Source organism: Comamonas sp., assembly GCF_036666375.1.
Taxonomy (GTDB): domain Bacteria; phylum Pseudomonadota; class Gammaproteobacteria; order Burkholderiales; family Burkholderiaceae_C; genus Comamonas.
The window spans coordinates 1-12,762 of sequence record NZ_JAVWWA010000078.1 but is presented as its reverse complement, the minus strand read 5'-3'; the positions used below and the strand labels follow the sequence as shown (position 1 = coordinate 12,762).

The 12,762-nt window shown below is 62.1% G+C and carries 9 protein-coding genes; 6 read left to right on the top strand and 3 right to left on the bottom strand.

Translation table 11 applies throughout. The features are described from left to right. The 3 genes from RR928_RS17360 to RR928_RS17350 all read left to right on the top strand — a co-directional run. On the top strand, window positions 1–1,146 hold a 1,146-nt coding region (locus tag RR928_RS17360), incomplete at its 5' end, for a molybdopterin cofactor-binding domain-containing protein (protein WP_332683497.1). A 15-nt stretch (window positions 1,147–1,161) separates the two neighbouring features. Then, window positions 1,162–2,481: a cytochrome c gene (locus tag RR928_RS17355; RefSeq protein WP_332683492.1), complete on the top strand. Its 1,320-nt coding sequence runs from the start codon at window positions 1,162–1,164 to the stop codon at window positions 2,479–2,481. A 211-nt stretch (window positions 2,482–2,692) separates the two neighbouring features. Beyond that, window positions 2,693–3,667: an XdhC family protein gene (locus RR928_RS17350; protein WP_332548869.1), complete on the top strand. Its 975-nt coding sequence runs from the start codon at window positions 2,693–2,695 to the stop codon at window positions 3,665–3,667. Between the two features lie 21 nt (window positions 3,668–3,688). Here the strand turns inward: RR928_RS17350 and RR928_RS17345 are convergent, their stop codons facing one another. Further along, entirely contained in the window at window positions 3,689–4,915 is a 1,227-nt protein-coding gene (locus RR928_RS17345; protein ID WP_332538634.1) for a GGDEF domain-containing protein, read from the bottom strand. Window positions 4,916–5,951: 1,036 nt separating this feature from the next. Between RR928_RS17345 and dinG the strand changes: the two genes are divergently transcribed. After that, window positions 5,952–8,114, top strand: coding sequence for an ATP-dependent DNA helicase DinG (gene dinG / locus RR928_RS17340; RefSeq protein WP_332548871.1), 2,163 nt, complete (start codon window positions 5,952–5,954; stop codon window positions 8,112–8,114). A 57-nt stretch (window positions 8,115–8,171) separates the two neighbouring features. Next, window positions 8,172–8,528 (top strand): zinc ribbon domain-containing protein YjdM, encoded by a 357-nt coding sequence (locus tag RR928_RS17335; RefSeq protein ID WP_332548873.1) that lies wholly within the window; start codon window positions 8,172–8,174, stop codon window positions 8,526–8,528. A 1,498-nt stretch (window positions 8,529–10,026) separates the two neighbouring features. Here RR928_RS17335 and RR928_RS17330 read toward each other — a convergent pair. Beyond that, on the bottom strand, window positions 10,027–10,602 hold the full coding sequence (locus RR928_RS17330; RefSeq protein WP_332538638.1) for an acyloxyacyl hydrolase: 576 nt from the start codon (window positions 10,600–10,602) through the stop codon (window positions 10,027–10,029). Window positions 10,603–10,820: 218 nt separating this feature from the next. Then, entirely contained in the window at window positions 10,821–11,606 is a 786-nt protein-coding gene (locus tag RR928_RS17325) for a Spy/CpxP family protein refolding chaperone (RefSeq protein WP_332538639.1), read from the bottom strand. 68 nt (window positions 11,607–11,674) lie between these two features. On the opposite strand from RR928_RS17325, the gene RR928_RS17320 reads away from it, so the two are divergent. Beyond that, on the top strand, window positions 11,675–12,715 hold the full coding sequence (locus RR928_RS17320; protein WP_332538640.1) for a recombination-associated protein RdgC: 1,041 nt from the start codon (window positions 11,675–11,677) through the stop codon (window positions 12,713–12,715). The last annotated feature ends 47 nt before the right edge of the window (window positions 12,716–12,762 follow it).

Genomic DNA, 12,762 nt, shown 5'->3' with positions numbered 1-12,762 from the left:
CTGCGCAAGGACCTGGGCAAGCTCATCGACCTGCACGCCGACTATGTCAACGTGCACCGCATGGAAGCCTCGGGCTGCTACGGCCGCAATTGCGCCGACGACGTCGCCGCCGATGCGCTGCTGCTGGCGCGCGCCGTCGGCAAGCCGGTGCGCGTGCAGCTGATGCGCGAGCAGGAATCGGGCTGGGAGCCCAAGGGCACGGGCCAGCTGATCAAGCTGCGCGGCGGCCTGGACGACGCCGGCAATGTCGTCGCCTACGAGCTGCAGACCAGCTACCCGTCGAACCTCTCGCCCACGCTGGCGCTGGTGCTGACCGGCAAGGTCAAGAACGAGAAGAAGGTGCTGCAGATGGGCGACCGCACGTCGATCCCGCTGTACGACTACCCTTCGGTGCGCGCGGTGTCGCTGGACGCCGCGCCCATGGTGCGCGCGTCCTGGATGCGCGGCGTGTCGGCCCTGCCCAATGTGCTGGCGCACGAATGCTGGATTGACGAAGCCGCCTACCTGGCCAAGGCCGACCCGATTGCCTACCGCCTGCGCTACATGAAGGACGAGCGCGCGGTCGGCGTGATGAAGGCTGCCCACCGCCTGAGCCAGTGGCAGGACGGGGTCGCGTTCCGCGCGCCCACCGCGGCCGATCAAAAGATCGCCAAGGGCCGGGGCTTTGCCTACGCGCGCTACTTCCACAGCAAGTTCCCGGGCTTCGGCGCGGCCTGGGCCGCCTGGGTCTGCGATGTCTCGGTCAACCGCGAGACCGGTGAAATCAAGGTCGACAAGGTGTTCTGCACCCACGACTGCGGCGCCATGGTCAACCCGGCCGGCGTGCGCCACCAGGTGCACGGCAACATCATCCAGTCGACGAGCCGCGCGCTCAAGGAGTTCGTGACCTTCGACGCCAGCGGCACCACGTCGCTCGACTGGGGCGGCTATCCGCTGCTGCGCTTCGACGAACTGCCCGAAGTTCAGATCGAACTGCTCGAGCTGCCGCATGAAGCGCCCATGGGCGCGGGCGAGTCGGCCTCGGTGCCCAGCGCCGCCGCGATCGCCAACGCCGTCTTCGACGCCATCGGCGTGCGCCTCACGGAAGTGCCGTTCACGCCCAGCCGTGTACTGGCCGCGCTGCGCCAGGCCCAAGCCCGCAAATAACCCCCGGACAGCCACATGAAAACCATCAAGAAAATCACCCTGGGGGGCGTGGGCCTGGTCGCCGTCGCCGGCGTCGCCTTCCTCGCCGTGACCCACCATGGCGAAATCGCGCCCCAGCAAAGCATTGCGGTGCAGGACTTCTCGGCCCAGCAGATTGCCAACGGCAAGACGCTGGTCGCAATGGGCGACTGCGCGGTCTGCCACACCGCCAAGAACGGCGCCGAGAACGCGGGCGGCTTTCCCATGCCCAGCCCGTTCGGCACCATCTACTCGACCAACATCACGCCCGATCCCGAAACCGGCATCGGCCGCTGGTCGTACGAGGCGTTCGAGCGCGCCATGCGCCACGGCGTGGACCGCGAAGGCCGGCATCTGTACCCCGCGTTCCCGTACACCGCGTTCACGCGCGTGACGGACGCAGATATGCATGACATCTATGCCTATCTGATGTCGCAGCCCGCGGTCAAAAGCGAAGCGCCGCAAACCGCACTGGGCTTTCCGTTCAACATCCGCCGTGGCATCGCGGTCTGGAACTGGATGAATCTGACACCCGGCCCCGTGGCCGATGTCGCCACCCAGACGCCCGAATGGAACCGCGGCGCCTACATCGCCGAAGGCCTGGGCCACTGCAGTGCCTGCCATTCGCCACGCGATGCGTTTGCCGGCGAAAAGAAAGGCATCTTCCATCTGGCCGGCGGTTCCGCCGAAGGCTGGGATGCGCCTGCGCTGACCACGGCCACGGCCGCGCCCGTGCCCTGGACGTCCGATGACCTGCTGCAGTATTTCCGCACCGGTGCCTCGCAGCGCCATGGCGTGGCGGCTGGCCCCATGGCCCCCGTGGCCCATGGCCTGGCCCAGCTCGACGACAAGGACCTGCAGGCGCTGACCACGTACATCCTGTCGTACAAGAAGGCCGACGCCCAGCCCGTCGACGCCCAGGCACTGGTGCGCAAGGCCGAGACCGCGCAAGCCGTTCCCGCCGATGCCCAGGGCCTGCGCCTGTACCAGGGCGCGTGCATGAGCTGCCACAGCAGCGATCCGCAGGGCCAGCTTGCCGAATCCACGTTCGGCAGCCGCCCGCAGCTCGCGCTCAACACCAACATGCATGCGCAGTCGCCCAACAACGCCGTGCGCGCCGTGCTCGAAGGCATACAGGCGCCCGCGCATGCGGAACTGGGTACCATGCCGTCGTTCCGCTACGCGCTCAGCGACGCACAGATCGCGGTGCTGCTCAACACCATGCGCGCCCAGTACGGCCTGCAGGAATGGCCCGACCTGAAGCAGACCGTGGCCAAGGTGCGCGCCGAGACCGATCCGGCCAAGGCCCACCACTGAGTGTGCAAAGGGCCAGCGCACAGAGCGCAGCGCGGTGGCCCGGTCTACACTTTCCATGCAACCCTTCGTTCTTCGTCACCTCTGGGCCCTGGGCTCCGAGCCCGACGAAGGATTGAAGGGCCGGCCATTTACCCGTTCGCCCTGAGTCCTGAGCCGGTCGAAGGATCGAAGGGTCGGATATGGATGGGCATATTTCTCGCAAGCACGCCGCATGAACCACATCGATATCACCGTCCTGCAACAACTGCACCGCTGGCGTGCCCAGGGCCTGCACGCCGTGCTCGCCACGGTCGTGCGCACCTGGGGTTCGTCGCCCCGGCCCGTGGGCGCGATGATGGCGCTGTGCGAAAACGGCCAGACCGTAGGCTCGGTCTCGGGCGGCTGCATCGAGGACGACCTGCTGCAGCGCTACACACGCCTGGGCGAGCAGATGGACCATGCGCGCGGCTGGGCCCAGCCGCCGCGCCATGTCACCTACGGAGTCACCGCCGACGAAGCCCATCGCTTCGGCCTGCCCTGCGGCGGCACGCTCGAACTGGTGCTCGAATTCGACCCGGATGCACAGGGGCTGCTGCAACTGACCGAACAGCTGCTGTCGGGCGCGCTGGTGCGCCGCAGCCTGGATCTGGCGACCGGCCAGGCCACGCTGGGCCAGACCGATGCGCCCCAGGCGCTGGCCATCGACGCCCAGACCCTGCACAACGTGCTGGGACCGGGCTACCGCATGCTGCTCATAGGCGCGGGCACGCTGAGCGAATACCTCGCGACCATGGCCATCTTCAACGGTTTCGTCGTGACCATCTGCGACCCGCGCCAGGAATACATGGCCTCGCTGCAGATCCAGGGCGTGCAGCGCAGCACGCTGATGCCCGATGACGCCGTGACGGCCTTCAGACCCGATCTGCGCAGCTGCGTGATCGCGCTGAGCCACGACCCCAAGCTAGACGACATGGCCTTGCTCGAAGCCATGCAGAGCCCGGCCTTCTATGTCGGCGCCATCGGTTCGCGCCGCAACGCCCAGAGCCGGCGCGAGCGCATGCAGGAGCATTTCGATGTCGCGCCCGACACGCTCGCGCGCCTGCACTCGCCCGCAGGCCTGTCCATAGGCAGCAAGACGCCGGCCGAAATCGCCGTGAGCATCATGGCCCAGGTCATTGCACACAAGAACGGCAATCCGATCGCCTGAACGGCGCCGCGGGCCTAGCGCTCAGGCGGACGCGACGGCGGACTTTTCGGCAGGCTTGGTACTGCCGGCCTCCGCACTGGTGTCGGGCCCGCAGACCCGGTTGCGGCCCGCTTCCTTGGCACGGTAAAGCTGGGCATCGGCCTGCAGGAACAGGCTGTCGGTGGTGGCCGCGGGCTCGGCCTGGGCGATGCCTATGCTGGCCGTGAGGCACGAGGCCGTGGGCGAGTATTCATGCAGGATATGCAGCCCCTGCAGCTGCGCGAGCAGATGCTGCATGCGCCGGGTCAGCGCCGGCGCTTCGTCGGCATAGCTCAGCAGACCGAATTCCTCGCCGCCCAGGCGTATCGCCATGTCCATGGGACGCGCCGCATAGTGTCCGAGGACCAGCGCCACCTGCTGCAACGCCCGGTCGCCCGCCTTGTGGCCGTAATGGTCGTTGTAGAGCTTGAAATGGTCGAGGTCCAGGATGGCCAGCATCAACGTCTTGCCGTCGCGCTGCGCCTGCGCCAGGCAGACGTCGAAATGCCGCTGGAAGCTGCGGCGATTGGCCAGGCCGGTGAGCGGGTCGTGCGCGGCCTCCCAATCCAGCAGGCGGCGCAGCAGAAACTGCTCGCGCGCACCGCGTTCGCGCAGATAGCTGCCGAAGGCCATCATGCCCAGGCACACCATCAGCAGACTGCCGGTGTCGCGAAACGCTTCCCAGCGTGCGGGCGACAGAAACTGCCATGCCGTGAGCCAGTAGGCAGCAATGAGCAGCGCACTGGTCGGCAGCGCCTGCCTGAGCGTCATGCCGCAGGGAAACAGCACCGTCATCAGAATCAGGATCGATGCGGCCATGCCATCGCGGATGTCCAGCCGGTTGTACACATAGGCGCATATGAAAGCGCAGACGCAATACACCGCGATGGTCGCCAGGCCCGCAGTCCCCATCCAGGCGCTGTGACGCAGACGCGGCAGACTGATCAGCAGTGCGCCCAGCGCCAGCAGATTCACCAGCCGCGTGGGAATGATGATGTGCAGATAGCTCGCCTCGATCGCCGTACCTTGAATGTGCTGCAGGTAGCGCAGCACATCCCAGCCCACAATGCCCAGCCACAGCGCGAGCCCGATCCAGGCGCAAGCCACGAAATTCACCGATTGGGATTCGCGCAGGAAATTCATGAATTCGCGCTCTATGTCCGGAGCAAAGCGCAGCCAGCGGTAACGGCTTTGCAGTTCATGCCTGTAAAGGTATGAAGCGTTATCCATCGCGGACGAAGTGAGAGGCGACGTGGGCATATGGAAGCTTAAGCCTGTTCACACTGTGGTTGTTGGCGTTGCGAGCACCGGCAGCGTCCTCCGTACCAAGCCCTGTGCCACGCGGCAGGTCCGCGTCTGGAAATCAATGGGCAGGTAAAACAAGCAGCCAGGTTCGACAACACATTGTTGCACTCTCTGCGCAATACCACAGCGTCATTTTTATTCAGGCTATGGGCATATGGTTTCAGATAGCCGAATCAGCCGAACAAAAAGATAAGAAAAATTACAAACCATGGGCAAGCATGCTTTCACGGCTTGCCCATCGCCAAAGCTGAAATCGGCTGCAGAACCCGATATATCCTTTGAAAACAACACTTTACAGCTACGTTATGAATAGCTTTAAACCAAATCCCCCCGGGTAAACCCCATTTTTTGGTCGCAGACTGCCAAAGATTGAGCCTTTTTTGCCTGTTTTTTAAGCAGAAACGGGAATCGCCAGGATTTGGGCCGCAGCCGCCGCCCGGGATGGGTCCATGCGTGCGCAACCCATCGCAGGGGCGCATCACTATGCACAGCGCAGGCACGCTATGTGCAGGCTGTACTGTGGATAAATGGCTGCTGATGCCTGTGTGGTTTTGGGTCATCTCCAGCCAACTTTCTGGACAACCTGTGCATAGTCTGCGCAAGTCATTGGCCGGCAACGAATTTTCCATGCAATCCTCTGACAATCCGCATAGCTGTCCCCAGAGATACGCACAGTGTATGCACCTGAAGTCACGCAAAAAATGCTGTGGATAAGTTTCCTCCCACAGAAGCCGGCAAAAACTTATCCGCTCTTATCCACAGAATCCTCAGTCCTGCGAAAATACACAGTCGGCACTTCCATGACCGGCTCAAACGCGTATGCAACACAGGTTGTATGTGCTCAAAAGCACCGTATGTAGCGTAGAAAACATAAGATTTAACATCTTATTCACTACATATCTGTGTTTTATTTCTTATTTATACCGACAGGCCGTCGAAAAGCCAGTCCATTCCGCTCTCAATGTCCCAGCAAAAGTGGGCCCAGTTGGGCCTTGAATCGTTCGATGATGTCGTCGCGTCCATCCCCGGGTTTCGCGGCCGCGAAGGTCAGCGCCGCATGGCGGCCCAGGTCGCCACCACGTTCAGCACCGCCCAGCTCGGAAAAGTCGATGACGATGCTCCGGAGCCGGAACGCTCCATTGCGGTAATTCAAGCCGGAACGGGCGTTGGAAAATCGCTGGCCTACAGCATTCCCGCGATCACGCTCGCGCTGGCGCGCGGCACCCGGGTGCTGATCTCGACCGCGACCGTGGCGCTGCAGGAGCAGTTGGTCAACAAGGATTTGCCGGCCCTCGCTGCACAGCTTGAGCAGCCGTTCAAATTCGCCCTCGCCAAGGGCCGCGGACGCTTTGTCTGCAAGCTCAAGCTCGAGCGCCTCGCGGGCACGGGCGAATCGCATGACGCGGCCGACGACCTGTTCGCCGAGGAAGAAGCCGCGACCCGGGCGCGTCCGGCCCAGGAACTCGAGGCGCGCATGCAGTTCTATGCGAGCATGGCCGACGCCATGGCCACAGGAGTTTGGGACGGCGACCGCGACTCGCTGGCCACGCCCCCCGAACCCGAGGCCTGGAGTCCGGTCGCGGCCGAGTCGAGCTCCTGCACCGGCAAACATTGCCCGGCTTTCGATGGCTGCACTTACTATGAACGCCGCAAATCCATGGTTGCGGCCCAGGTGATCGTGGCCAACCATGATCTGCTGCTGTCTTCGCTGGGCGCGCGCCTGCTGCCCGACCTGGACAACTGTCTGCTGGTGCTCGACGAGGCCCACCACCTGCCGGCCACCGCACTGTCCCAATTCGCCTGCGCACTTGACTTGAGCCGTCTGGGCTGGATAGACAAACTCGCCAGCCGCGCGCTGCGCGTGGGCACCATGCTCGAAGTCGAGGAGGTCGCCGACGTACCGACCCACTCGAGCCAGCTGCGCCAGACGCTGCAGGATCTGGCCCGCCTGGTGATGGATTTCTACGGCGACGAACTCAAGTCGCAGAAGGACAGCTGGGGACCGGCGCGGGTGCGCGCAACGCGCGGAATACTGCCCGAGGCACTGCTCGAACCCCTGGCCCAGGCTTCGCACCACGCCAGTGGCTTTCTGGACGCACTGCGCGCAATCTCCAAGGCACTGCGCGTGGAGATTCGCGACAAACCCGAAGAAGCCCGCAGGTTATCCACAATGTATGCACAGGTCGGCGCGCTCGCACCCCGACTCGAATCGGTATACGACACGGCCCAACTGCTGCTGCAGCAGCCTGCGGAAAATGACGACAGTCAGTATGTTCCCAACGCAAAATGGTTCACGTTGGAGACAGATGGCGAGTTCATCGTGGTCAAGGCCCATGCCAGTCCGCTGCTGCCGGGAGCGACTCTGCGCCGCCATCTGTGGTCGCAGGTACGCGGCGCGGTGCTGACTTCGGCCACTTTAACAAGCTGTGGACAATTTGACTTCTTCCTGCGCGAATCCGGCCTGCACGGCGATGCGGCAGTAACCACGCTCGAAGTGCCCAGCCCGTTCGACTACGCGTCCCAGGGCATATTCGTTGCCGCGCAGACCCATGCCGATCCACGCCAGGCCAGCGCCTTCACCAGCGAGATGGTGGAGGCGCTGCTGCATGACCTGGCACGCGTCGAATCCGGCGCGCTGGTGCTCTTCACTTCGCGCGAGCAGATGCGCCAGGCCGTCGACGCCCTCTCGACCGCAATGCGCGCCAATGTGCTGGTGCAAACGGCCATGCCGCGCGCCCAGCTGCTGGCCCTGCACCGCGAGCGGGTCGCAGACGGCCAGCCCTCCATCATCTTCGGCATGCAGTCGTTCGGCGAGGGGCTGGATCTGCCGGGCGCGCTGTGCGAGTCGCTGTTCATCACCAAGCTGCCGTTTGCCCCGCCAGACGACCCCGTGGGAGAAGCCCGCGCCGAATGGCTGCGCAGCGCAGGCAGGGACCCCTTCAGCGAGCTCGTGGTGCCCGCCACGGCCATACGCCTGGCCCAATGGGTAGGCCGTGCGATCCGCACCGAAGAGGACCGGGCATTTGTCTACTGCTATGACAAGCGCCTGGTGCACACCAGCTATGGCCAGCGGCTGCTCAACGGCCTGCCGCCTTTTGCGCTCGAAAAGCGCCCGCCAAGATAAAAGGGCAGGGCCCATCAACCATTGCATCGTTTCCACTTGAAAGAGAAAGTTTTCCCCATGCCAGAACAAGTCCCGGCCTGCCCCCAGTGCGGCCTTGAGAACACCTATCCCGACGGCGCGAGCTACCTGTGCCCCGACTGCGCGTTTGAGTGGCCCCAAAGCGGCCAGGAGGCCGCAGAGGAAAGCGAGACCGGCGACGGCAGCATCCGCGATGCCAACGGCACGCTGCTGGCCGATGGCGACGCGGTGCTGCTGATCAAGGACCTCAAGGTCAAGGGATCATCGACCGTGATCAAGAAGGGCACGAAGATCAAGAGCATTCGCCTGGTCCATGGCAACGGCGACCATGACGTCGACTGCAAGACCGAGCAGGGCAGCTTCATGCTCAAGTCGGTGTTTCTGAAAAAAGCCTGAGCCTGGCGTTGCGGCGCACGTGGCGCCGGCAACGGGCCCCCGATGGAGCCATCGCTCCATCGATATCTCCAGCGCGCTTCGCCGAGAACGCGCACAAACCGCCAGGGCCCGCGGTTTGATGATTTCCTCACCCCTGCCATCGTCCTGGCGGTTGCGGCCCTTCCTGAGGCCTTGCGGGCCCTTTGCCACGCATATCGCGCCTTGGTCTGAAACGCCGGGCATCAGTGCCTGCATTTGACTTCTGGCCGCCCAACGCTCACATGACCGGCTTTCCCTCGCCATGACGTCAATGGCCCTGCAGGCCGTTCCGGCGGCGGAGCCGGGCACTCACAGGTCCTCCGTCCCGCCTCGCGTCTTGCTTGCCTCTGCCAAGGTCCGAATCTGTCCCAACGCGTGCCAAAACACGGGGCGAACACCCAAAAAACCGCATGTAACCGGGTTACAGCCGCAGCGCCAGCGGCCGCATTGCGTTGAATTTATTTGAACACCTAATAAAAACAACGACTTAGCCGCGCCTGGCCATGGCGCCGCGCATTTTTCCACCGATGTTGATAACAAGCTGTGGACAACTCTTCGTTTTGAGTAATTTCAGAGGTAGTTGTCCCCAAATTGGTCATTTTTTCCAGAAAACCCGGCGCTTTTCATGCTTGTCCGGTTCACGGAGGTTTGAACTTTGCGCTTTTTCCGTCTGCGATGCAAGACGGATTTGCCTGGATGCGGTGTTTCGACGGCTTGTCCCAGGAACTCTCCTAGTTGTTCATTTATTTCACTATAAGAAATTAGTCGTAGTAGTAGATCCGCGCTGTTTCTGTGGATAACTTAAATTTCCTTATAAAAATCAACATCTTATGTTTTCCAAAAGGCTGTGCGTGAAGCCCTGTTCTCGATGTACGGCAAAAGTGGATAACTTTCATAAATCTGAACTTCCTGTGGATAACAAAGAGGTTGATATTTAGATATCCACAGAGTCTGCGGCTGTTGTTTTTTCCACAGATTTAGTGATATTTGCCTAGTCTTTATTGGATAGTTAGCTATTAATTTAGGAGTGGATAACTTTTTTTTTGGTTGCTTTCCACCGTTGTTTTGCTGCTGTGTTTATTTTTTGTCGAGCCTTGGATCGAAAAGGCACGCCAACCGCATTGAGGCAACTTCTGAAAAGCTGCCCAAAAATTGTGCGCTGTTGTTGTTCCTAATATTTCTATTTATAGATAGTCGTAGTAGTAGAGGTGCCCATTTTTTGTGGATAACTTGGATTTATTCATTGAAATCAATAGGTTGCAATCCTTGAAAGCATGTGTCCAGAGGGCTGTCGCTGCTGCATGCCGATTGGGTACAACTTTCAAATGATCAGTATGCTTGTGGATAACTGCATAGATTTCCCAATTTTCCCCTCAGGTTTATCCACAGGCATGCGAGGCATAAAAAAACCGCCCTGGCGGGCGGTTCGGGGGCAGAGTTTGCAGCTTTTCTGGGCGACTCTGTGGATAACTGATCAGTTTCAGAACCGGTGGGCGTAGCGCAGTTGCAGGAAGTTTTCGCCCGGGTTGGGGCGCTTGATGCCGGCATTCGAAAAATGTTCAAGGCGCAACATGACCTCGTGTTCGCGCCGCGCGCCGAAATTGGTGCCTACGGCGAGGTGTGTGGCGAAGTTGTAGCGCGTGCTGAAAAGCTTGTCGTGCGATTGGTAGTAGGCGCTGGACCATGCGAGACCGGTGCCGGCCTGAGCGAACCAGGGCGACAGGCCTTGATCGCCACGCCAGCGCAGCGTGGGTATCACGCCAATGACATAGGAGCGCTGGCGTTCATCTCTGAGCGTATGGCTGGACCAGTGGCTCGCAAACAGATCCCAGTGACCGGTGACCTGGCCAGAGCCCAGACCGTAGGTCCATTGCTTCCAGGGCAAGGTCACACCTACGCTGGCTGCATAGGCATCGCTGGCCCCCACGGCGCCCTGCGCATACCAGGTGGGAGAGTGGTCATTGAAAACGGGTTGGGACTGCGCGCCCCAACTGGCTAACAGTAAGGCCATGCCAGCGGTCCATGAGGAGGCGAGGCGAGATAGTTTCAACGGCATTGTTAACAACTCCAATGGACTGAATAAATTACGCTTTTAAACAAGTGTATGGAGGATGAAACCATGTTTTTGACAGCAAATGTCGCGTGATGCTTTTCCCCCCTCAAGCGCTGTAGGGGCTTGCGCAGCCGGCGCAACGCTGACCATCGATTCGCCATGAAAAAAGCAGGCACAAGGCCTGCTTTGGGGGTTGGCAAGCCGCAAGGGCCTGGGCATAGTTACTTGGCAGGCGCTGCGGCCGCAGGTGCGTGGCGATGTTCGCCATGGGGGCCATGGCGCTTGCCGTGATGCGGGCCAAAGCGCAGACTCTCGGCGTCAAAGGTTTTCTGCTGCGCGGGGCTCAGCGTTGCATAGAAGGTCTTGGTCGCTTGCGCACGACGGTCTGCCTGGGCATTGCGTTCGGCGCGCTGCTGCTGCATGTGGTCTATGCGTTGCGGCGTGGTCAATTTGGCGAAGCTCTCGCGGTCCATGCGCTTGCCATGGGGCTGGGGCTTGACCGCTTCGCGGTAGGTGTTCCAGCCGGCTTGCTGGGCGGGCGTGAGTTGCAGCGCCGTCTGGAATTTCTGGGCCTTTTCGGCCATGCGCTTTTCATGCGCCGCAGGGTCACGCGGGTGGTGGCCTGGACCACGGGCTGCGGGTTCGGCGGCGATGCTTGTGGCTGCTGCGGGAGCTGCGGCCGGTGTCTGTGCCCATGTCGGCATGGCCAGCGCGGCAAAGACGGTGGCAGCGGCGGCGGTGGCAGTCAGGGTACGTTGGAAAATAGCCATGGAGCTGATCCTTTCTTGGGATGGAAGAACACGCTGTGGCGGGGAAACTGCAGCGCTGGATGTCAGTTTGCGATGCGCATGTAACGCTCGCATGTGGGCTGCGTGATGCTGTGTAAAGTAGTGCCAAGTTGCGGCGTCGCCGTGAAACGCTTTTTTACAGGCACGCGGCCGCCGAAGCCTTGTATGGTTTGCGCCGAGGCTTGTAGATTTCAAATCAATCAGGGTGATGATGGTCATCACCGGGTGCGGGGAGTGTCGGCGCGCGCCGGCGACAAACCCCTTTGCCGAATGAACGAAGGTAGTGGATGTTCAAGAACATGATCGTGTACCGCATTGCCGAGCAATGGCAGGGTACTTTGGAGCAGGTGGAGGAAGCGCTGGCGCGCACGCCGTTCACCGAGTGCGGCGCCACGCAGGAGCGCTCTGCCGGCTGGGTGCAGCCGCGCGGCGAAGGCGAAGGCCTGTTTGCCGAGTCGGTCGGCGGGCAGTGGATCCTGCGCTTCATGAGCGAAAGCAAGATGCTGCCGGCCAGCGTGCTCAACCGCAAGGTGCAGGAAAAGGCCGATGCGATCGAGCGCAATTCGGGCCGCAAGCCCGGCAAGAAGGAAAAGCAGGAGCTCAAGGACGAAGCCAAGCTCGACCTGCTGCCCATGGCTTTCACCAAGCAGGGCGGCATGTGGATCTGGATAGACCCCGACGCGCGCTTTCTGGTGCTCGACACCGGCAGCCAGACACGCGCCGACGAAGTCGTGACGCTGCTGGTCGATGGACTGCCTGGCTTTGCCGTCGCATTGCTTGACACGCAGACCGCGGCCCAGGCCGCCATGGCGCATTGGCTGTCCAGCCAGGAGCCGCCCGTGGGCTTCACCATAGACCAGGAGTGCGAGCTCAAGAGCGCCGACGAGGCCAAGTCGGTGGTGCGCTATGCGCGCCACCCGCTGGACATCGATGAAGTCAAGGCGCACATAGAGGCCGGCAAGCTGCCCACCAAGCTCGCGCTGACCTGGGACGACCGCGTTTCCCTGGTGCTGACCGAAGGCCTGCAGGTCAAGAAGATCACCTTCCTGGAAACCGTGTTCGACGGCCAGTCCAAGGACGACGGCGGCTTTGACGCCGACGTGGCAATTGCCACGGGCGAGCTCAGCAAGCTGCTGCCCGATCTGATCGAGGCCCTGGGCGGCGAAGGCCGCACGGCGCTCGGCGAAGGCCTGCCGGCCGCGCTGCAGCAGGCCGCACCGGCCGAAGTGCTGGGCGTGCGCCTGGCCGCGGCCAAGGGCAAGGCCATGGCCGTGACCGGCCCCAAGGAAGCGCCCGAGGATTCGGATCCGGAATCGGCCCCGTTCTAAGGCGTTCCTGCACCATGAGAAAGAGCCGCTTGATGCGGCTCTTTTTT

Coding starts and splice junctions, on each gene's coding strand:
- RR928_RS17355 (WP_332683492.1), top strand. CDS start 1,162: ATGAAAACCATCAAGAAAATCACCCTGGGGGGCGTGGGCCTGGTCGCC.
- RR928_RS17350 (WP_332548869.1), top strand. CDS start 2,693: ATGAACCACATCGATATCACCGTCCTGCAACAACTGCACCGCTGGCGT.
- RR928_RS17345 (WP_332538634.1), bottom strand. CDS start 4,915: ATGGATAACGCTTCATACCTTTACAGGCATGAACTGCAAAGCCGTTAC.
- dinG (WP_332548871.1), top strand. CDS start 5,952: ATGTCCCAGCAAAAGTGGGCCCAGTTGGGCCTTGAATCGTTCGATGAT.
- RR928_RS17335 (WP_332548873.1), top strand. CDS start 8,172: ATGCCAGAACAAGTCCCGGCCTGCCCCCAGTGCGGCCTTGAGAACACC.
- RR928_RS17330 (WP_332538638.1), bottom strand. CDS start 10,602: ATGCCGTTGAAACTATCTCGCCTCGCCTCCTCATGGACCGCTGGCATG.
- RR928_RS17325 (WP_332538639.1), bottom strand. CDS start 11,606: ATGACCATCATCACCCTGATTGATTTGAAATCTACAAGCCTCGGCGCA.
- RR928_RS17320 (WP_332538640.1), top strand. CDS start 11,675: ATGTTCAAGAACATGATCGTGTACCGCATTGCCGAGCAATGGCAGGGT.